The sequence below is a fragment of the Micromonospora sp. NPDC004704 genome (assembly GCF_053601675.1).
Genome location: NZ_JBSGCD010000005.1, coordinates 156,429 through 176,200 on the forward strand (window position 1 = coordinate 156,429; position 19,772 = coordinate 176,200).

The following is a 19,772-nucleotide window of genomic DNA, read 5'->3' on the forward strand; positions in this document are numbered from 1 at the left end:
ACGTTGGTCGGCACCGTCTACGCCCAACCCGGATCCGGGGCCCGCTTCGACTGGGGGCTGGGCGGTGCCGCCGAACTCGGCCGGGTCTGCGCGGCCCTGGTCGTGGTCGACGTACTCTCCTTCACCACTGCGGTGGAGGTGGCGGTCAGCCGTGGGATCAGGGTGCACCCGTTTCCGTGGGGCGCCCAGGCGGCCGAGTACGCCCGTCGGGTCGGCGCGGTCGCGGCGGTCGGACGAGGTGCGGTGACCCCGGAACAACCCTGGTCGTTGTCGCCGGCCGCGCTGCGTACCGCACCGGTCGTGCCCGATCTCGTCCTGCCCTCACCGAACGGTTCGGCGATCTGTGCCGCCGCCAGCGCAACCGGCGTCCCGGTGGTGGCGGCGTGCCTCCGTAACGCACCCGCCGTCGCGCGCTGGCTCGTCAACCAGGGGTACGGCACCGCGCAGGCACCCGTCGGTGTGGTCGCCGCGGGTGAGCGTTGGCCGGACGGCACCGTACGCCCCGGCGTGGAGGACCACCTCGGAGCGTCCCTGGTGCTCGACGGGCTTGCCACGGTTCCGGGTGGACTGTCGGTCGAGGCCGCGGTCGCGTTGGCGGCGCTGAGTAGCGTACCGGACCTGCCGGCGGCGATCAGGGGCTGCGTCTCCGGCCGGGAACTGATCTACCGGGGTTTCGAGTCGGACGTGGAGATCGCCGTACAGATCGGTGTCTCCAACGTGGTGCCGCTGCTCCGGGACGGAGTCTTCGCGGCCGCCGCCTGAACCGACCGACGGAAGGTCCGGGCAGGCAGTGGCATTCGACGTGCGGTGGCTCTGTGCTGTCTTGCGTGGGCCGTCTTCGTTAAAGCGTGGCCTGATCGGGCTGGCCGGGAGGTTGGTCCCGGCCAGCCCGGATGATCAGTCGTCCAGCCAGTCCAGCGAACGGCGCTCGCCGCCCCGGTTCTGCTGCTGCGGTGCGGGCGCACCGCCCCGGCCGCCGTGCCCGCCGCCCTGGGCCGACTCGTCGTAGTAGCCGCCGCCCTGCTGCTGGTCGTAACCGCCGCGGTCGTCGTAGCCACCGCGCTGGTCGGCGCCACCACGCTGGTCGTAACCGCCACGCTGGTCGTATCCACCGGCCTGGGGCTGGTCGTAACCGCCCGCCGCCGGCCCGGCACCGTAACCGGGCTGGTCACCGTAGCCCCCATGACCACCGGCGCCATAGCCGTCGGCACCCTGCTGGTCGTAACCGGCCCCGGCGGTCGGCGCGCCGTAGGCACCGCCACCACCCTGGCCGTAGCCCTGCTGGCCGCCCTGGCCGCCGTACGGCTGCTGGTCGGCACCGTACGCGCGGGTGCCGTCGCTGCCGCCGGCCCCGTAGGCACCGCCACCGGCACCGCCCTGGGCGTACGGGTCGGCCGGCGGGGCGTACTCGCTGCCGCCCGCGCTGGGACCGTCGTAGCGTCCGGTGGGCTCGTCGTAGCGGCCACCACCACCAGGAGCCGGGGTGGGCGGGTAGGGGCCACCACTCGGCGCGGCCGGGTACGCCCCCGGTGCCGGGGGGTACCCCGCGCCGGGCTGCTCGCCGTAGTTGCCGCCGCCGTAGCCACCGGCACCCGAACCCGGTGCCGCGCCGTAGCCGCCCGCGCCGGAGGCGGGGGTGTTGCCGTAACCGGCGCCGGAACCCGGTGCGTTGCCGTAGCCGGCCGCGCCGGGTGCCCCGCCGTAGCCGCCGGCACCGGAGCCGGGCGCGTTGCCGTACTCCGAACCGGGGGCGCCGCCGTAGCCGTTGGCCGGGGCCCCGTAGCCGCCCGCGCCGGAGCCGGGGGTGTTGGGGTAGCCGGCGCCCGAACCCGGTGCGTTGCCGTAGGCGCCGCCCGCGCCCGGTGCGTTGCCGTAGCCACCGGCGCCGTACTCGCCACCGCCCTGCGGGGCGCCGCCGTAGCCGTAGCCGGCGCCCTGCCCTGCGGCGCCGTACGTCGACGCCTGCGGCTGCTGAGACGGCAGCGGCGCGCCGTACGGGTCCGGGAACTCGTCGTCCACCAGGGGGCGGTTGTGCATCATGGTCGGTGCGTCGGCCAGCGACGTGTTCCGGTTGATCGCCGTGGCGTCGTTGCCCATACCGGCGCGGTTCGCGACCCGGGTCGGGTCGGAGCCGCTCTGGTACCCGCCGCCGGCACCCGCCGCAGCCCCGGACCGGGGACCGTTCGGGTCGTCGTCGTCCTCGTCCGCGTTCTCCTTGCGCCGCATCCAGAGCAGGACGATGGCGCCGACACCGAGGGCGACCAGCAGGCCGCCGACGATGATCAGGATCCAGGAGCTGAGTCCGCCGTTGGAGCTGGTCTCGTCGGTCGCGGCCTGTCCGGGCGCGTCGCTACCGTCCGCAGCCGGTTCGCCCTCTTCGGTCGGCACCGCCTCGTCACTGGGCGGTGCCTCCGCGCTGGCGGACGGCGAGGCGTCGGCGAGCGCCAGGACGACGCGCTGGTTGGTCAGCGTCTGGTTGGCGGCAGCCGTGATCTTCTTCTTCTGGATCCGGTCGTTCAGGCTGGCGCCGAGGTCGATCTGCCCGGGGGTGATCGGAGCGGTGGCGGTGCCGAGGAACTTGAAGCTGCCACTGGAACTCGTGGTGGCGTCGTAGCTGTGGCCCTGCGAGTCGATCAGCACCACCGAGGCGTTCGGCACCGGGGTGCCGTTGGCGTCGGTGACCCGGCCCGAGATCTCCTTGACCGTGGGCGTGGCCGCCGGCTGGGTCGGCTGCTGCGGCGGTGGCTGCTGCGCGGCCCTGACGGTGAGAGCGAAGTCCTTGGTGGCGACGTCGCCCGACGGTCCGCCCTCGGCTCGCACCGTCACGGAAGTCGCGTTGGCGGCGGCGGCGTTGTCATTCGCCTTGAGGGTCAGGGCGACGGATCTTTGCTGATTCGGTGCCACGGTGACCTTGCCGCAACCGCCGGAGCAGCTGACGCCCGGTGGCAGGCCGGTGACGCTGATGTCTACCGTGATGTCGCCTTCACCGCTCTTGACGCGGACACTGACGGTGGTGTCACTGCCAGCCGAGACGGTGGCCGAGTTCGCGACCTCAAGTTCTGGTGGTGCTGCGAGAGCTGGTGCCGAGGGGAGAGCGAGCAGGGCACTGGCTGCCAGCGCCACGACCACACCGGCCCGTCGCTTCCAGGCATGTCGGTGTGTTGTCACGTCCACCGCCTTCCGGTCTGACTTCTCCGGCCGACTCAATTCCGGCCAGGGTTCACTACCGTACGAGTACACCGTCGGCAACTATGCCTTGTTCGAGTGGACTCGCGCGACCCAGGGGCAGCGTCAATTGACACGACGGCAGGTCGTATCGTCCCGTCGTGTCCTCTCCGTACAATAAGTCCTCACTGGTGGTGGCGGCGGTCGCCGAACTCGACGCTGGCCGTACCCCGGAGCGTGAGCTGCTTCGGGACGCGGTCCGCGAGCTCCTCGCGGAGCTGGCTCGGCGCGCACCTGGCCGTTCGGTGGAGGTGCGGGTTCCACCTTACGGCGCGGTTCAGTGCGGGTCCGGGCCGCGACACACCAGGGGTACGCCGGCAAACGTGGTGGAGCTGGATCCGGTGACCTGGATCCTGCTGGCAACGGGGCGGCTGGGATGGGCCGACGCGGTCGAGGCCGGACGGGTTCGAGCCAGTGGGAATCGCGCCGACATATCGCCCTATATCCCGCTCGAATAGTGCATCTCGCGCTTATCGGCCGTCACGGTAAGGAGCGAGTACGTGACTTTCTGTATTGTCTCCGGCTCGCGTACACTGTTCGGCGACGGAACTTCCAAATTCCCGCGCGCTAGGCGAGTCCGAGCAGATCCGCATTGAGCGGATCGGCCTTCAGTTTGAGGAGCGGCAGGTGCCCCGAGGCGACGGCCGGTTGAGCCACGAACTCGACCCCGAACGGCCCGGCCCGCAAGACGCCTGCGGCGTGTTCGGCGTCTGGGCTCCGGACGAAGACGTCGCGAAGCTCACCTACTTCGGTCTGTACGCGCTACAGCACCGGGGCCAGGAAGCGGCGGGGATCGCCGTCAGCGACGGCTCGGGCGTGGTGGTCTACAAGGACCTCGGCCTGGTCGCCCAGGTCTTCGACGAGCCCACCCTGGCCAGCCTGCGCGGGCACCTCGCGATCGGGCACGCCCGCTACTCGACCACCGGCGGCTCGACCTGGGAGAACGCCCAGCCGACGATCCGGGCCAACACCGCCGGCACCACGATCGCGCTGGCGCACAACGGCAACCTGGTCAACACCGCCGAGCTGGCCAAGGAGTCCGCCGCCCGCGGCATGGATTCCTCGGACGGTTCGACCTCGGACACCGCCCTGGTCACCGCGCTGCTGGCCAGCCGCCCCGACCTCTCGGTCGAGGCCGCCGCGCTCGAGGTGCTGCCGATGCTGCGCGGCGCGTTCAGCTTCGTGTTCATGGACGAGAGCACCCTCTACGCCGCCCGCGACCCGCACGGGGTGCGCCCGCTCGTGCTCGGCCGGATGGAGCGCGGCTGGGTGGTCGCCAGCGAGACCGCCGCACTCGACATCGTCGGGGCGAGCGTGGTCCGCGAGGTCGAGCCCGGCGAGCTGATCGCGATCGACGAGCACGGCCTGCGGTCGGCGCGGTTCGCCGTACCGGAGCCGAAGGGCTGCCTCTTCGAGTACGTCTACATCGCCCGGCCGGACACCACCATCGCCGGCCGGAACGTCTATTCCACCCGGGTCGCCATCGGGCGGCAGCTGGCCAAGGAGCACCCGGTCGAGGCCGACCTGGTGATTCCCGTACCGGAGTCGGGCACGCCGGCCGCGATCGGCTACGCGGAGGCGTCCGGCATCACCTACGGCGCCGGGTTGATGAAGAACCCGTACGTCGGGCGGACCTTCATCCAGCCGTCCCAGACCCTGCGCCAGCTCGGCATCCGACTCAAGCTCAACCCGCTGCGGGAGAACGTGCGGGGCAAGCGGGTGGTGGTGGTGGACGACTCGATCGTCCGCGGCAACACCCAACGCGCGATCGTCCGCATGCTGCGCGAGGCCGGCGCGCTGGAGGTGCACGTACGCATCTCCTCGCCGCCGGTCAACTGGCCGTGTTTCTACGGCATCGACTTCGCCACCCGGGCGGAGTTGCTGGCCAACGGGCTGGACAACGAGGGCATCCGCCGGTCGATCGGTGCGGACAGCCTCGGTTACGTCTCGCTGGCCGGACTGATCGCGGCGACCGAGCAGCCGAAGACGCGGCTGTGCCGCGCCTGCTTCGACGGGGAGTACCCGATCGAGCTGCCGGCCGGGAACCTGATCGGCAAACACGTACTCGAAGGGGTAGGGCGTCGGGTCGCGGACCAGGCACCGGAGCCCGCACAGCAGCGCTACGACGGCGGCTCGGACGGAGCCGACGCCGACGACACCCCGCTACCACTCATCAGCAGCCCGGGCGCACGTGACGCACTGCAACGCCCGTAACGATCCGACCGGCGCGGCCCACGCCCAGCGTCCGGTGAGTGCCATAAGTCGAGCGATCCTCGACCGCTACCCGACGCGGCCCGCCGCGAGGAACAAAGGGGAGAACCGTGACGCACGTGACTGAGCGCAATGGCGCAGGTAGCGGGTCGGCCGAGGGCTCCGGCTCCGGCGGCGGCGTGCGCCAGCCCTGGACCGCCGGATCCGGTCGCGCCACCCGCAAGCGCAGCGTCTCGTACGCGGACGCCGGGGTCTCGATCGAGGCCGGCGACCGGGCGGTCGAGCTGATCAAGTCGAAGGTACGAACCACCCAGCGGCCCGAGGTGATGGGGCAGCTCGGCGGCTTCGCCGGCCTGTTCCGGCTCGACACCGCCAAGTACCGCAACCCGATCCTCTCCGCCTCCACCGACGGCGTCGGCACCAAGCTGGTCATCGCCCAGCAGCTCGGCATCCACGACACGGTCGGCATCGACCTGGTCGCCATGGTCGTCGACGACCTGGTCGCGACCGGTGCCGAGCCCCTCTTCCTGCTCGACTACATCGCCACCGGCGAGGTCGTGCCGGACAAGGTCGCCGAGATCGTCGCCGGCATCACCGACGGCTGCCGGTACGCCGGCTGCGCGCTGCTCGGTGGCGAGACCGCCGAGCACCCCGGTGTGCTGAAGCCCGACGAGTACGACATCTCCGCGACCGGTGTCGGTGTGGTCGAGGAGAGCGAGATCCTCCGCCCGGAGCGGGTCGAGATCGGCGACGCGGTGATCGCGATGCGCTCCTCCGGCCTGCACTCCAACGGCTACTCCCTGGTCCGCCACGTGCTCCTGGGCGCCGGCCGGATGCGGCTGGACACGGTGATCGAGGACTTCGGCCGGCAGCGGACCCTCGGTGAGGAACTGCTGACCCCGACCAAGATCTACGCGCAGGACTGCCTCAAGCTGATCGCCGAGACCGAGGTGCGGTCGATCGCGCACATCACCGGCGGCGGAATCCCCGGGAACCTGGTCCGGGTGCTGCCGGAGAACGTGGACGCGGTGGTCAACCGGGCCACCTGGAAGCCGCAGCCGATCTTCGACCTGGTGCAGGCCAAGGGCCGGATAGAGGACCCGGAGATGGAGTCCACCTTCAACATGGGCGTGGGCATGTTCGCGATCGTCTCCGCCGAGGACGCGGACCGGGCGCTGGCCTGCCTGGCGGGCCGGGGCGTCGAGGCGTGGCAGGCCGGCGAGATCATCGAGGGCACCGGCGAGGTGCAGATGATCGGCCAGCACACCCGCGGTTGATCACCGAACGTACATTCGTGCATTCCGAATTATTGCCGTGATCCTTCGCATACCCGATCAGGACTTCACCCGAGTGGCCACCGCAACCTAGCCTGAGGGGCACCTCAGCTACGGGGAGGAGCGGCTGATGGCTGTCCTGCGGCAAACGTTCACGGGTATGCGGGGCATCAACACCGTGCCCTCGTACGTGGTGATGCAGCCGACCACGCTCTGTAACCTGGACTGTTCGTACTGTTATCTCCCGTTTCGGGCGGATGATCGGAAGATGCCGGTTCCGGTGGCATTGGCGGTGGCGGGCCCGGTGAACGACTGGGCCCGGTCCGGTCGCTTCTCCGTGGTGTGGCACGGCGGGGAACCCCTGGCCACCGGACGGGAGCACCTCGCCGCGCTGCTGGCCCCGTTCGACGAGCGGGTGGAACACCACGTACAGACCAACGCGACGCTGATCGACGACGCCTGGTGCGAGTTCTTCGCCGAGCACGGGATGCGGGTCAGCGTCAGCGTGGACGGGCCGAGACAGCGCAACTCCGACCGGGTGGGCCGGGGCGGGCGGCCGGCGTACGACCGGATCGAGCGGGGCATCGAGGCGCTGCGGCGCAACGGTGTCGGTTTCTCCGCCCTGTGCGTGGTGACCCGACCCGAGCCCGGCCTCGCCGCCGAGCTGTACGCGTACTTTCTCGACCTGGGGTGCGACGTGCTCGGGATCAACATCGAGGAGATGGAGGGCGTCAACACCCGCCTCAACGCCCACCCGGCCGAGGCGGTCACCGCCTTCTGGGCCGAGCTGGTCACCGCCTGGCGGCAGCGCCCCCGGATCCACCTGCGTGAGGTCGAGTGGTCCCTGCGGTACGCCTCGGCGGTCCTCGACGGCACCTCGGACGACCTGCTCCCGCGCCGGCTCGACCCGATCCCGACCGTCGGGTACGACGGCTCGGTGGTCCTGCTCTCGCCCGAGCTGGCCGGCTTCTCCGACCCCCGGTACGGCGACTTCACCAGCGGCAACGTGCTGGCCACGGGGCTGGCCGAGATCCTCGCCGGGGCCGAGGGCCTGCCGTGGGTCCGCGAGTTCCTCGGCGGTGTGGAGACCTGCCGCTCCACCTGCCCCTACTTCGGCTTCTGCGGCGGCGGTCACGCCGCCAACCGTTACTTCGAGCAAGGACGTTTCGACGGTACGGAGACCAACCACTGCCGTAACAGCAAGATCCGCCTACTCGAGGGAGTGTTGGACCATGCTCGAGATCACCAGCCCGCGGGACGCTGAGCCGACCGGGGGCGCCGTCCCCGACCCGGTCGCCGATCGGGTGCGCGCGGCCCGGAGCGGGCTCACCACCCTGCTGCACGAGGCCGAGCAGGCTCGTCGGGAACGAGCGGAGGAGGCGGCGGTGGGCGAGAGTGGCAGCGCGGTCTGCGCGTGGAACCACTTCGAGAACATCCCGACCTTCTACAACTGGAACAACCGGCCACGCTGAACCGGCCGGCGGTCCGATCGGTCGGATCTGGCACGTCCGACCGGTCAAGGACCTGCCGCGCGGGTCGGACAACGATCCGCACGGCAGACCCTCGACCGGATGGAACCGTGTAGATCTACGGTGTGCCACACCATCCGGACACGCGTGAGCACGCGGGCGTTACCGCGTGCTCAATGTGCCCGACGGAGGTCAGCGGGCTGGAGGCGACCAGGTGTCTGGTTCGTCGTCCGCGTCATGGTCCTCGTCATCGTCGTCGACATACTCTTTGTAGTCGTCGTCGAAGTCGTGGTCCGACTTGCCGCTGCCGCCGAGTTCTCGCTGCAAGGCGGCGAGGTCGGTGTTCGGGGAGTGGTACTTCAACTCCCGGGCCACCTTTGTCTGCTTGGCCTTAGCACGGCCGCGCCCCATGGCTCGACCCCCTCGCACAGAATTCGGGGCAGCCCGAAGGCGGGCCCCGATGACGTCAGGCATCTCTCGTGGGTCTTACGGTACATGGGTATGCCCGCGTTCGGCACCTCGGGTTACCGCCGGTGGTGCCCGCGCGTCGAGGTTGACCCGACCGGGCCATTTTCGGCCGGGTAACGACCGCGTCGGAAAACCGGTCATGACGGCTCGATCACCCTGTGCTGCGGGCTTACCGCCGAGACCGACCTTAGACCCCGATCAGGGACAAAACGAGGTTAATCACGCTGGTCAGCCGGCAACCCGCACCCGTCGTACGGGCCATGGGCGCCGATCGAGGGTGTGAACGCCGGTCGGCTGCGGCTGACCTGCCTCGCTAGCGGCTCTGAGCGGGTCGTGACGGCCCGATCGCCCCCGGAGTCGACGTCGGGGACCCCTTACCCGACCGTCGGCACGGGCGAGGTGACGTGGGGTCGTGGTCGGACGCCGTACGGGGCGGGCGGACGGGATCGGGCCCCGGCCGCCCGCTGCCGGTGTCAGGTCAGGTGGATCGAGCGGAGCCGGCCGACCTCGGCCATCCGCCGCTCGGCGAGCCGGTCGGCCGCCACCGCCGGGGGTACGCCCTCGGCGTCGGCCAGGCGGAGGATCTCGCGGGTGGTGTCGTAGATCCGGGTGGCCCGGAGCTTGGCCCGCTCGAAGTTGAAGCCCTCGATCTCGTCCGCGACCTGGATCACGCCGCCGGCGTTCACCACGTAGTCCGGTGCGTAGAGGACGCCACGGTCGGCGAGCTGCTTCTCGATGCCGGGGTGGGCGAGCTGGTTGTTCGCCGCACCCGCCACGATCTTGGCCCGGAGGGCCGGCACGGTCTCGTCGTCCAGCGCGCCGCCGAGGGCGCACGGGGCGTACACGTCGATGTCGGAGGTGATCAACGCGGTCGCGTCCGCGACCAGGTCGACCTCCGGGTACGTGTGCCGGGCCCAGTCCAGGGCCTTCTCGTTCACGTCGGTGGCCACCACCGTGGCGCCGTCCTCGATCAGGTGCCCGACCAGGTGCTTGCCGACCTTGCCCAGCCCGGACACGCCGACCCGGCGGCCGGTGAGGGTGGCCGAGCCCCACTGGTGCTCGGCGGCGGCGCGCATGCCCTGGAACACGCCCCAGGCGGTCAGGACGGACGAGTCGCCGGCTCCGCCGTGCTCGACGCTGCGGCCGGTGACGAACCGGGTCTCGCGCGCCACCACGTCCATGTCCTGCACGTAGGTGCCGACGTCGCACGCGGTGTAGTAGCGCCCGCCGAGCGACTGGACGAACCGGCCGTACGCGCGCAGCAGCGGTTCGGTCTTGAGCTGCTCCGGGTCACCCCAGATGACGGCCTTGCCGCCGCCGAGGTCGAGACCGGCGAGCGCGTTCTTGTACGCCATGCCCCGGGAGAGGTCGAGCACGTCGTGCAGTGCGTCCGCCTCGCTGGCGTAGGGGTAGAACCGGGTCCCGCCGAGCGCGGGGCCGAGCGCGGTCGAGTAGATGCCGATGATCGCCTTCAGCCCGGTCGGCTTGTCCTGACAGAAGACGACCTGCTCATGCCCGGCCGATACCTGTTGGTCGGTGGTGGCGAAAACGCCCATGACTGCTCCTGATGTCGGTGTGCGTCTTTGTGGGACGCGGACCTCTCCGGTGCCGGCGGGGTGACGCCGGTGCTGCCGAGCCTAATATCGGCCGTCGCAACCTGCCGGTACCGACCGGGGACGGTCCGTCCCACCTGGCGGGGGCGACGGCCCGCGATCGGGGCCGTCGGCGGCAGGGAACTCGGGTTTCATGGGAGGATCGCGCCGTGCCGTCGCTCTTCGCTTCCTACCTGCGGGTATATGAGCCGTTGACCGCGTTCGACCGGGACCGGCAGATCTTTTGGCGCCGGTACGTCAAGGAGGGCCGGGCGGTCGCCCCGCTGGAAGGTCCGGGCCGGCAGCGTACGGCCGTGATCGAGGCGCTCGGTGCCGGCTGGACCCGGCTGCCCGACCTGCCCGACGAGGCGTACGTGCTGGAGGCCGACGACACCCTGCTGGTGTGCCCGTGGAACCTGCGCGTACGGGTGGCCGAGGCGGCCCTGAGCGCCCGCGACGGTGTGCCGCCGGTGCTCGCCGACGCGTTCGTGCCACCGATCCTCGCCGGCCAGGCCAAGGCCGTGGTCGAGGACTTCCGCAGCGGGGCCCGGGTGCTGGAGCACGGGGTGCCGAGGCTGCACGAGCAGATCGCCACCTGGGGTGTGCCGCTGCGCTGGTTCGTCTTCGTCGACCCCGCCGAGCGGGAGCTGACCGTACGGCCGGAACGGCGGGTGCTGCGCTACCGGACGGAGATCTCGAAGGCCCGGCGTCGGGCCTCGCGGGGGCTGGCGGTGCTGCGCAAGTCGGTCGGGGACGCGCCGATCACCGAGGCGGTGGAGGAGGGCGCCCGCTGGCTGGAGGAGTTCCATCCCCGGTCGGTGGTGGAGTTGGACTACGGCGGCCTGACCCAGTTGCTGCCGGACGAGGCGCTGGCCGACGACGACTCGCCCGCGTTGGTCGCGGAGGGCCTCGCCGGGCTGTCCCGGGGCGACGCGGAAGCCGCCACCGAGGTGTACGAGAAGTTGGTCGCCCGGTGGCGCGCGGTGCAGTTGCTGGAGCGCTGCAACTAGGGGGTTCCGTTAGGGGCTTCCGGTCGAATCCCCTAACGCCCCGGTGTTGATCTTGTTGAATGCCGTATCCCGACACTTGTTCGCGTTCTCCGAGGTCAGAGGCTTGGAGAGCGTTTCCAACGTGAGGTTTGCTCGTAATCTTGAGGTTACGATGGGCCACAACGCGCCCGAATAAGACAGGTTTCAGTATAGAAAAGTTGTATAAATCGGTCATTGTTCATCCGTCCATCCAGGGACGTTCGGCCGTTCGGCCCATGTCGGACATCGGGGACTAGCCGGACCATGGGAGACGCGTCGGCCGGCGGGACCCCGGCCGATGTCTATAGGCACCTGTGGAGGAGTGACCGATGGCATCGCGTACGCACGAACCAGAGCCGCTACTCACGCCGGCCGAGGTGGCGTCGATGTTCCGTGTCGACCCGAAAACCGTGACCCGGTGGGCGAAGGCGGGCAAACTCAGCGCAATTCGAACGTTGGGTGGCCACCGGCGTTACCGCGAGTCGGAGGTTCGCGCCCTGCTGCAGGGGCAGATTCCCCAGCAGCGTCAAGGCGACTGACCCCTTACCGGGCCAGCCGCGTTTCGTTTGGTCTCAGGGGCGGCGGAGATACGGGAAACCGTACTCCGCCGCCCCTGAGTCGTACCGGTGGCGCCCACCCGCGCCACCGGCACTCAGCCGGCCGCGACCGCCAGATCGGTCTCCTCGACCAACTGACCGTCCCGCAACTGCAACACCCGGTCCGCGAGCTCGATCAACGTCGGGTCGTGGGTAGCCACCAGCGCGGTCATCCCGCGCGACCGGACCAGCGCCTGGAGCAGGTCCATCATCGCCCGACCGGTCTCCGAGTCGAGCTGACCGGTCGGCTCGTCCGCGATCAACAACGGCGGGTCGTTCGCCAGGGCACGGGCGATCGCCACCCGCTGCTGCTGTCCACCGGACAGCTCGTACGGCCGCTGACCCGCGTGCCCGCCCAACCCGACCAGCTCCAGCAGGATCGACACCCGCTGCTCCCGCTCGGCCGCCGGCACCTTGGCCAGCCGCATCGGCACCCCGACGTTCTCCGCCGCGGACAGGATCGGGATCAGGCCGAAGGACTGGAACACGAAACCCATCGTGTCCCGGCGCAGCTCCAGCAGGTCCCGCTCCCCGGCCGCGGTCACCTCACGACCGGCGACGAAGATCCGACCGCTGGTCGGCCGGTCCAGACCACCGATCAGGTTCAGCAGGGTCGTCTTACCCGCACCGGACCGGCCCCGTACGGCCACCAGTTCGCCCTGGCCGACCCGGAACGACACCTCCCGCAGCGCGTGCACCACCCGGTCACCGGAGCCGTAGGACCGGCTCAGACCCTCGACCCGTACCAGGTCCTCGCTGCTCATGGCTGCTCCTTCTGAGGTTCGTCGCCGGGGCGGATCTCCACGTGATCCGGCTGCAGGTTGAGCTTCACCCGGTCCCGCAGGACCAGGGCGTCCACGAACGCCGTCGGCAACTGCATCCGGCCGGCCCGGTCCAGGACCGCGTACTCCTCGGTGACCAGCTCCTCGAGCCCGTCCGCGCCGATCCGGGCCGACCGCCGTACCTCCGACGCGGTCCGCCCGTCGCGGATCGCGACCGTACGGCGGACCTGGGTCGCGACGTTGAGGTCGTGGGTCACCACCACCACCGTGACGCCCAGCTCCGCGTTGATGGTCCGCAGCGCCCCGAAGACGTCGGCCGCGGTCGCCTCGTCCAGCTCACCGGTCGGCTCGTCGGCGAACAGCACCTCCGGGTCGTTCGCGACCGCGACCGCCACCGCGCACCGCTGTTGCTCCCCGCCGCTCATCTGCCCCGGACGCCGGTCCGCGCAGTACCCGACCCCGACCAGGTCCAGCAGCTCCAGCGCCCGCTTGCGGGCCGCCCGGGCCGAGGTACGCCGGGCCAGCCGCATCGGCAGCTCCACGTTCTCCCGCGCGGTCAGGTACGGCAGCAGGTTCCGTCCGGTCTGCTGCCAGACGAAACCGACAGTGCTCCGGCGGTAGCGCAGCCGCTGCTTCGCCGACATGGTCAACAGGTCGAACCCGGCCACCCGGGCGATCCCCGCGGTCGGCACGTCCAGCCCGGAGAGGATGTTGAGCACGGTGGACTTGCCCGAGCCGGAGGCGCCGACGATGGCGATCAGGTCGCCCCGGTCGATTACCAGGTCCAGCCCCTGCAGGGCCACCACCTCGACACCCTCGGTCTTGAAGATGCGTACCAGGCCGTCGCAGACGATGTGGCCACGCAGGCGGTCGTTACCGCCGGCCCGCTCCGCCGCCCGTTCGGCGGCGCGGCGTTGCAACGCCGCGAGATCGGGTACGGCGGTGGTCAGGGCAGCGGTCATCAGTTTTCCTCTCCCAGCCGGAGGACCTCGCCGAGGCGCATCCGTCGGTTGACCAGATTCTCGAACACGAGCGCGGCGGCCAGACCGACCACCACCAGCAGCAGCACCCCGCCGACCAGCAGCGGGTCCAGATGGGTCCGGGCGGCCACCCCGGCGGTGAAGGTGGACAGGTTCAGCGCCGGCCCGATCAGGCCGGGCAGTGCCACCCCGACCACCCCGCCGGCCAGCACCGCGGCGCCGACCAGCGGAAGCAGCTCGTACACCAGCAGTTGCCGACCCTGCCGGCCGGACATCCCCATGGTCCGGAGCCGGGAGAGCACCCGGCCCCGGGTCCGCGCCTCGGCGACCACCGCGAAACCGACCGCCAGCAGCGCCAGCCCGCTCCCGCCCAGGGCACCGATCGTGAACGCCAGGGTGAGCAGCTCGTTCCCGCCGGTCCGGTCCAACCCCAACCGGTAGTCGGTCAGGGTGGTCACCGCAGCCGGGGCCAGGAGCGCGTCGACCGGCCTGCCGATCACGCTCTCCCGCCACTCCCGCTGCCCGTCGTCGGCGGCGGCCAGCAGCGCGGCCCGGTCGTAGCCGTCCCCGGCGAGCAGGTAACGGGTCGGGTTGATCGGCTTGAAGTCGGGCACCGGCAGCGCCTGCCAGGGCAGCACCACGAACCGCTCGACCCCGATCTCCACCCCGGGGAAGCTCGACGCCACCACGCTCGCCGTGAAGCCGTAGAGCCGGCCCTGCACGTTCACCACGGCGCCGTCGCCGACCTCCGCCGCGATCGCGGGGGAGACCAGCGCCGGCACCGGGCCGTCGGTGCGCTTCGCGTTCCGTAGCGCCGCCGGCACCCCGTCATCGGGTACGCCGCTGCGCCGCATCACGTCGACGAAGCTCGGCATGTCCACCACCAGCACCTGGGTCTGCCCGAGGTCACGATCGGACGCGCTGGGGCCGGTACGGAGCCGGCGGGCGTTCTCCAGCGAGATCGCGGTCACCGCGTCCACCCCGGGCAGCGCGTCGAGCCGGTCGGTCGTCGACGGGGCGAAGGTGTTCCCGGTGAGCCTGGCGTCGGCCGGGATGGCCTGCTCGCTCGCCCTGTCCCGGGCGTGCGAGATGGTGCTCGCGACCACCCCGCTGAAAACCCCGGTGGTGATCGCGATGACCAGCACCGCGAGCGGGCCGATGGTCACCGGTGCGCCCCGCCCGGCTCGGGCCAACCCGAGGAAGACGACCGCTCCCCGGGCCCTCGCGGCGATCTGCCCGACCATCCGCAGCGGCCAGGGCAGCACCCGCAGGGCGATCAGGGAGGTCCCGACCGCCAGCAGGACCGGCACCGAGACCAGGTACGGGTCCACCCCGCCGTCCGGCACCAGCCCGCGTCGCCGGAGCAGGAACACCCCGAGCCCGGCCAGCACCAGCACGCTTATCTCGGCGGTGAGCCGGCGGGCCGACGGGCGCTGCCGGATCAGGTCCTGCCGGCGGACCACGAACGTCACCCGACGCTGGCTCGACATCGCCAGCACCGGCACCGCCGCAGTGGTGATCACGGCGAGCACCGGGACCAGCCATTCGGTCAGCGCGGACCGACCGGGAACCAGGGTGCCGAGCAGCCACCCGGCGAGTACGGCGAACGGCTGGACCAGCACCGACTCGGCCAGGGTGCGTCTACCGATGGTCGCCGTCGACGCTCCCCGGGCCCGCAACAGGGCCAGTTCCTCGCGGCGGCGTTCCAGCGACAGCCGGGCGGCGAGCAGGATCAGCCCGAGCAGGCTGGCCAGCACCCCGGTCTCCACCACCGCGAGCAGCGCCCGTACGGAGGCGAGCCGTTCGCCGAGTTGGATCAGGGAGACGTCCAGTGAGGTGACCACCGTGGTACCCGGCGCGGGGGAGGCCCGCTTCAGGCGTACCACCGCGTCGGTCACCGCCTTGGCCTTGCTGGCGTCGAGCCGCTTCTCGTCGATCCGGTAGTGCCAGTCGAGGGTGACCGAGCCGAGGCGGGGGCCGGCCGCATTCATCCCGGCCCAGTCGGTCACCGCGATTGCCCGGAACCGCTCGCCGTCCATCATCGGTATCTGCGGGTCCACGGCCAGCCGCATGGCGTTCCAGATCGGCGCGGTGGTGTCCAGCGGCTCGAAGATCCCGACCACCACCACCGGGACCTTGGCGGAGCCCATCAGAGCACCGATGTCGAACCGGCTGCCGAGGGCCAGCATGAGCGCGTTCGCGGTCCGCTGGGACACCGCGATCGGGATCCGCCCGCCCGGCAACCCGGCGGTCGCGTCCGGCCACGTGCCGGAGACCATCCGGACGGCCTCGTCCACCCCGGTCTGCGCCCGCAGGCCGAGCCCCGGTTGGCTGTCGCCGTTGAACGGAGGGAAGTCGCCCGACGCGCCCACCCTCTCGGGTTCGATCCCGGCCGAGTACCACTGGTCGGTGATCAGACCGGGCAGTGGCTGCGGCAGCTTCTCCCGGTACGGGTCCAGGTCCTCGATTCCGACCTGGGTGGCTTTGGCCCTGTCGATGCTGGCGGGCATCGGCAACGAGATGTCCCGGACCTGGTACGGCAGCTCCGCCACGTCGGCGGCCAGTCCCCGGTCGGCGTACTCGTTGGCCAGTCGGGGGGCACCGGTGAGCAGCGCCGCCGAAGCCAGCCCCAGTACGGCAAGCAGCCCGACCTGCCCGGCGAAGGCGCGCAGCCGGCGTACCGGCCCGGACCTGTTGGCTCTCATCGACCTCTTCCTCGCCTGCGCTGGTCCGGACCCGGTGCCGTCCACCGATCCCTGTGTTCCGTTGCTCACCGGTCGTCTCCGATCCGGAGCTGGGCGGCGACGAGGCGCTGCCGCAGGGTGGTGGCGATCAGCCCGCTCAGCAGGAGCGCGAGCAGGAGCAGGCCGACCGTGGTCGCGATCACCGGTGGCCAGTCGATGGAGAGCAGTGGTGGCGGCGATGGTCGGTCCGCCGACGGGGTGAGGATCACCAGGGGTGCCATCGTGGCGGCCACCGCGACCCCGACCCCGAGGCCCACCAGTACGCCGATCCCGGAGAGGAACGCCTGCTCGGCGATGAGTGACCGGGCCAGCAGCCGGTGCCCGGCGCCGAGGGTGTGCAGCACCGCCAGTTCGTTCACCCGGCGGCGGGCGGTGGCGCTCACGTCGACGCCGATGCCGACGGCGGCGAGCAGCAACGCGCCCAGTGCGGCGGCGAACAATGCGCCCCGGGCACCCACCCCGTACGGGTCGAGCTGGTCGGCGATCGCCTGCCGGTTGAGCACCTCCAGCCCACCGAGCTGGGCGGCGGCCTGTGCGGCGGCCCCCGCCTGCGCGGGGTCGGTGGTGACCCACCACTCCTCGTTCGTCCGGACGATGCCGTGGTCGAAGAAGAACCGGTTGCTCAGCGAGGGGAGGTCGGTCAGGATCGCGGCCGGTTCCGTGTCGCCGGGGATCGAGGCGACGGTTCCGACGATCTTGACTCGGGCGTCCGCCAGCCCGAACGCGAGCCCGGTCTCGTCGCCGACCTTGAGCCGCAACGCGTCCAGCACCGCCGGGGTGACCAGCACCGGGATCGGCGCCGTGTCGGCCTGGCGGACCATGGCCACGCGTACCGTGGTGGCGCCCCAGCTCGCGTCGTCGTTGACCTCGTACTGGGTGGACATGCCGCCGATGCCGGCGGCGGCCGTGGACTGCCGGTCGATCCGGTCCACGGTCTGCCAGCTTCCGCCGGTGGTCAGGTCGACCGGGGTGCCGGCGGCGTCACCGGTGCCGGCGGTGAGCTGGCTCAGGGTCCAGTCGATCCGCATGCCGTTCTGGCCGAGCGTGTCGGCGACGAATCCGGCCAGCCGTACCGGGGCGGGACCGGCCGGGAGGTCGATGTCGAAGCGGAGCGCCCGACCGTTGCGACTGGTGCCGAGGGGCACCCTGCGGAAACCGCCGTTCGGTTCGGCGAAGACGGCGTCGGTCCGGATCTCGTCGGAGAACTGGATCGGGCCGGAGGTCGTACGCACCGTCCCGGAGAGCTTCCGGGCGCCGGCCGGCAGTTCGGTGTACGGCGCCTCGACGCGTTGCCCGCCCACCTCGCGCAGCAGGTCGGCGGGGGATCCGGTGTCGACCATGTCCTGCCGGATGTTGATCGAGTCGGCTCCGGCTCGGGTGTCGATCGCGAGCAGCGATGCCGGTTGCGCGTCCGGGCCCAGGCGCAGGCTCTCCCGCCAGGCCGGCAGGACCTCGCGTACGCCCGGTAGGCCGGCGAGGGCCTCCGCGCGTCCGGCCGGCGGGGCGTCGCTCGTCTCCACCAGTCGCAGGTCCGTGCCGACCTGGTGGGCGGCCTGATCACGCAGGGAGCGCTCGGAGGTGCTGGCCAGGCACCAGGCCAGGGTGCTCACCGCGACGGCGAGGGCGAGCAGCAGGACCGGGCCGGCGTGCGGGCGTCGCCCGGCCTGCCAGGTGCCGAACATGGTGGCGGTCCACGGCTTGCGGTCGACGAAACGCTCGGCGAGCCGGGTGATCGGCGGGAGCACCCGCAGGGCCAGCACCGCCCCGGCCAGTACGCCCAGCGTCGGGGTGGCCGCGAGCAGCGGGTCGATGCCGAGCTGACCGGTGGAACGGGCCCCCGCCAGCGGCGAGGAGTACTGCCGCAGTTGCAGCCAGCCGAGCACCGCCAGGGCGATCAGCGCCAGGTCGATGCCGGCCCGCTGGGCGACGGCCCGCCGGCTGGGGCGGGACCGGCTGGCCAGCTCGGCGACGTAGGTGCCGCTGCGGCGTAGCGACGGGCCGATGATGGCCAGGGCACAGCCGATCGCGGCGAGCGCGGCGACCAGCCAGGTCAACGGTGCCGGTTGGGCATCGAACCGGAGTCCCACCGAGGCCAGCATCGGCACCCGGTCGGCGAGGCGCAGGCCCTCGGTTGCCAGCAGTGGTGCGAGCAGCGCCGCCGGCAGTACGACCAGCGTCGCCTCCCGTACGGCCAGCCCGGTGAGCTGGTTGCGGGCGGCGCCACGGGCCCGCAGCAGCGAGTTCTCGCCCCGGCGCTGCTCGACCAGGAGCGCGGCCACCAGCACCAGGGCGTAGCCGCCGAGCACGATCACCAGCAGCATCGGGGTGACCAGGGCGGACCGGCCGACCAGGTTCGCCCGTTCGAGGCGTTCGGCCAGCCGGTCGACGGCGGTGGTGGTGATGCCGGAGGTGCCGAGCCCGGCGGCCTTCGGGAGTTCGGCGGTGAGCCCGCGGACCGTGTCGGCGAGCCGCCCGAGCTGGGCCACGCTCGCACCGTTCAGGTCCGGCTCGACGAGCCAGGCAGCGCTGGCGTTGGCGGCGAAGTGGTTGATGAAGTCGGCGCGGTCGACGGTCAACGGGCCGTAGGTGGACGACTGCGTTGCGTGGCCTTCCGCGACGTCCGGTGAGAGGCGCCAGTAGGCGGCCTCGGGATCGCGGGGGTGCCAGATGCCGGCCACCGCCAGGTTGCTGACCCGCCCGGTGACCCGGTCGGTGACCGGTATCCGGTCACCGACCGCGACGCCCAGGATCTTGGCGACCGGCTCTGCCAGTGCGGTCTGCACCGGGTTGGCGCCCGGCTGGGGCCAGTTTCCGGAGCTGAGTTCGGCGTGCTCGGCGAGGTTGTCGAGGAAGACCACGGAACCGAAGACGACCCCGTCGCCGTCGGGCACCGCCTTGCCGACCGGGCCGGAGAGCTGCCGGCCGGCGGCGTATCCGGCGGCCGAGACCGGTGCGGGTAGCCCCGCGAGACCGGCCGAGACCTCCCTGCGCAACGCCGCGTCGCGGTCCCGGAGGGCGTCCGCGGACCCGCCGGTCGAGCCCCGTACCAGGATCGACCGTTCCTCCGGGGCGGAGGAGTCGATGGCGCTGGCGGTGCCGGTGTCGACGACCTGCCGGCTGTATCCGGCGAGGCCGGTGAGCAGTGCGGCGGCGATCAGGGTCGCCCCGGTCGCCGCGAGTAGCAGGCCCCTCACTGCACGGGCGCGCCGTAGCACCAGCCTCATTCCACCGCGTCCCCTCGTTGCCCGTCCGGGCGACGTGATCGACCGCCCCTCACCGCACCTGATTGGTGAGGGGGTCAAAAAGGTTCGCTGGCGTCGTCAGAAATCTTCCGAACCGAGGGTTCGTGATGTAACGAATACCTAATCGAGATCCACTCGTTGCAGAACGGCGGAGCGCAAGG

The 19,772-nt window shown here is 71.5% G+C and carries 14 protein-coding genes and 1 pseudogene; 8 read left to right on the forward strand and 7 right to left on the reverse strand.

All coding sequences use genetic code 11. From position 1 onward, the window contains the following. Window positions 1-3: 3 nt before the first annotated feature. On the forward strand, window positions 4-762 hold the full coding sequence (locus ACWEFB_RS08890) for a 2-phosphosulfolactate phosphatase (protein ID WP_452283700.1): 759 nt from the start codon (window positions 4-6) through the stop codon (window positions 760-762). A 135-nt stretch (window positions 763-897) separates the two neighbouring features. On the opposite strand, the gene ACWEFB_RS08895 is transcribed toward ACWEFB_RS08890, so the two are convergent. Continuing rightward, a complete protein-coding gene (locus ACWEFB_RS08895) occupies window positions 898-3,168 on the reverse strand; it encodes a carboxypeptidase-like regulatory domain-containing protein (RefSeq protein WP_452283702.1) in 2,271 nt (756 codons plus the stop codon). A 158-nt stretch (window positions 3,169-3,326) separates the two neighbouring features. Between ACWEFB_RS08895 and ACWEFB_RS08900 the strand changes: the two genes are divergently transcribed. From ACWEFB_RS08900 to amcA, 5 genes are all read left to right on the forward strand, one after another. Next, entirely contained in the window at window positions 3,327-3,683 is a 357-nt protein-coding gene (locus tag ACWEFB_RS08900; RefSeq protein WP_452283704.1) for a sterol carrier family protein, read from the forward strand. 169 nt (window positions 3,684-3,852) lie between these two features. Beyond that, a complete protein-coding gene (gene purF, locus ACWEFB_RS08905; protein ID WP_326562079.1) occupies window positions 3,853-5,439 on the forward strand; it encodes an amidophosphoribosyltransferase in 1,587 nt (528 codons plus the stop codon). A 107-nt stretch (window positions 5,440-5,546) separates the two neighbouring features. Next, window positions 5,547-6,713, forward strand: coding sequence for a phosphoribosylformylglycinamidine cyclo-ligase (gene purM / locus ACWEFB_RS08910; RefSeq protein ID WP_452283707.1), 1,167 nt, complete (start codon window positions 5,547-5,549; stop codon window positions 6,711-6,713). Window positions 6,714-6,870: 157 nt separating this feature from the next. Further along, on the forward strand, window positions 6,871-7,974 hold the full coding sequence (amcB, locus tag ACWEFB_RS08915) for a cyclophane-forming radical SAM peptide maturase AmcB (RefSeq protein ID WP_452284054.1): 1,104 nt from the start codon (window positions 6,871-6,873) through the stop codon (window positions 7,972-7,974). Continuing rightward, window positions 7,943-8,182 carry a multiple cyclophane-containing RiPP AmcA gene (amcA, locus tag ACWEFB_RS08920; protein ID WP_452283709.1) on the forward strand — a complete coding sequence of 80 codons (240 nt, stop codon included), beginning with the start codon at window positions 7,943-7,945 and terminating at the stop codon, window positions 8,180-8,182. The genes amcB and amcA overlap by 32 nt, the downstream gene beginning before the upstream one ends. A gap of 189 nt (window positions 8,183-8,371) precedes the next feature. Here the strand turns inward: amcA and ACWEFB_RS08925 are convergent, their stop codons facing one another. Both ACWEFB_RS08925 and ACWEFB_RS08930 read right to left on the reverse strand, forming a co-directional pair. Beyond that, window positions 8,372-8,590: a DUF3073 domain-containing protein gene (locus tag ACWEFB_RS08925; RefSeq protein ID WP_326562082.1), complete on the reverse strand. Its 219-nt coding sequence runs from the start codon at window positions 8,588-8,590 to the stop codon at window positions 8,372-8,374. Window positions 8,591-9,120: 530 nt separating this feature from the next. Continuing rightward, entirely contained in the window at window positions 9,121-10,203 is a 1,083-nt protein-coding gene (locus ACWEFB_RS08930) for a Glu/Leu/Phe/Val family dehydrogenase (RefSeq protein ID WP_452283711.1), read from the reverse strand. A 206-nt stretch (window positions 10,204-10,409) separates the two neighbouring features. Here ACWEFB_RS08930 and ACWEFB_RS08935 point away from each other — a divergent pair, with 206 nt between their 5' ends. After that, window positions 10,410-11,249, forward strand: coding sequence for a hypothetical protein (locus tag ACWEFB_RS08935; RefSeq protein ID WP_363596767.1), 840 nt, complete (start codon window positions 10,410-10,412; stop codon window positions 11,247-11,249). Between the two features lie 347 nt (window positions 11,250-11,596). Further along, complete coding sequence (locus ACWEFB_RS08940) at window positions 11,597-11,806, forward strand: BldC family transcriptional regulator (RefSeq protein ID WP_007073996.1); 210 nt, start codon at window positions 11,597-11,599, stop codon at window positions 11,804-11,806. Between the two features lie 113 nt (window positions 11,807-11,919). Here ACWEFB_RS08940 and ACWEFB_RS08945 read toward each other — a convergent pair whose 3' ends face one another. From ACWEFB_RS08945 to ACWEFB_RS08960, 4 genes and pseudogenes are all read right to left on the reverse strand, one after another. Then, a complete protein-coding gene (locus ACWEFB_RS08945) occupies window positions 11,920-12,627 on the reverse strand; it encodes an ABC transporter ATP-binding protein (protein WP_326562085.1) in 708 nt (235 codons plus the stop codon). 371 nt (window positions 12,628-12,998) lie between these two features. Then, window positions 12,999-13,607 (reverse strand): annotated as a pseudogene (locus ACWEFB_RS08950) (ABC transporter ATP-binding protein); the annotation flags it as partial. Next, window positions 13,607-16,330, reverse strand: a complete 2,724-nt coding sequence (locus ACWEFB_RS08955; RefSeq protein ID WP_452283714.1) for an FtsX-like permease family protein — start codon at window positions 16,328-16,330, stop codon at window positions 13,607-13,609. The gene ACWEFB_RS08955 and the pseudogene ACWEFB_RS08950, both read right to left, overlap by 1 nt. Window positions 16,331-16,395: 65 nt before the next feature. Next, on the reverse strand, window positions 16,396-19,563 hold the full coding sequence (locus ACWEFB_RS08960) for an FtsX-like permease family protein (protein WP_452283716.1): 3,168 nt from the start codon (window positions 19,561-19,563) through the stop codon (window positions 16,396-16,398). Window positions 19,564-19,772: the final 209 nt, after the last annotated feature.

Excerpts from the sequence above, each read along its gene's own strand:
- amcB (WP_452284054.1), top strand. The coding sequence starts at position 6,871 with ATGCGGGGCATCAACACCGTGCCCTCGTACGTGGTGATGCAGCCGACC.
- amcA (WP_452283709.1), top strand. The coding sequence starts at position 7,943 with ATGCTCGAGATCACCAGCCCGCGGGACGCTGAGCCGACCGGGGGCGCC.
- ACWEFB_RS08925 (WP_326562082.1), bottom strand. The coding sequence starts at position 8,590 with ATGGGGCGCGGCCGTGCTAAGGCCAAGCAGACAAAGGTGGCCCGGGAG.
- ACWEFB_RS08930 (WP_452283711.1), bottom strand. The coding sequence starts at position 10,203 with ATGGGCGTTTTCGCCACCACCGACCAACAGGTATCGGCCGGGCATGAG.
- ACWEFB_RS08940 (WP_007073996.1), top strand. The coding sequence starts at position 11,597 with ATGGCATCGCGTACGCACGAACCAGAGCCGCTACTCACGCCGGCCGAG.
- ACWEFB_RS08945 (WP_326562085.1), bottom strand. The coding sequence starts at position 12,627 with ATGAGCAGCGAGGACCTGGTACGGGTCGAGGGTCTGAGCCGGTCCTAC.
- ACWEFB_RS08955 (WP_452283714.1), bottom strand. The coding sequence starts at position 16,330 with ATGAGAGCCAACAGGTCCGGGCCGGTACGCCGGCTGCGCGCCTTCGCC.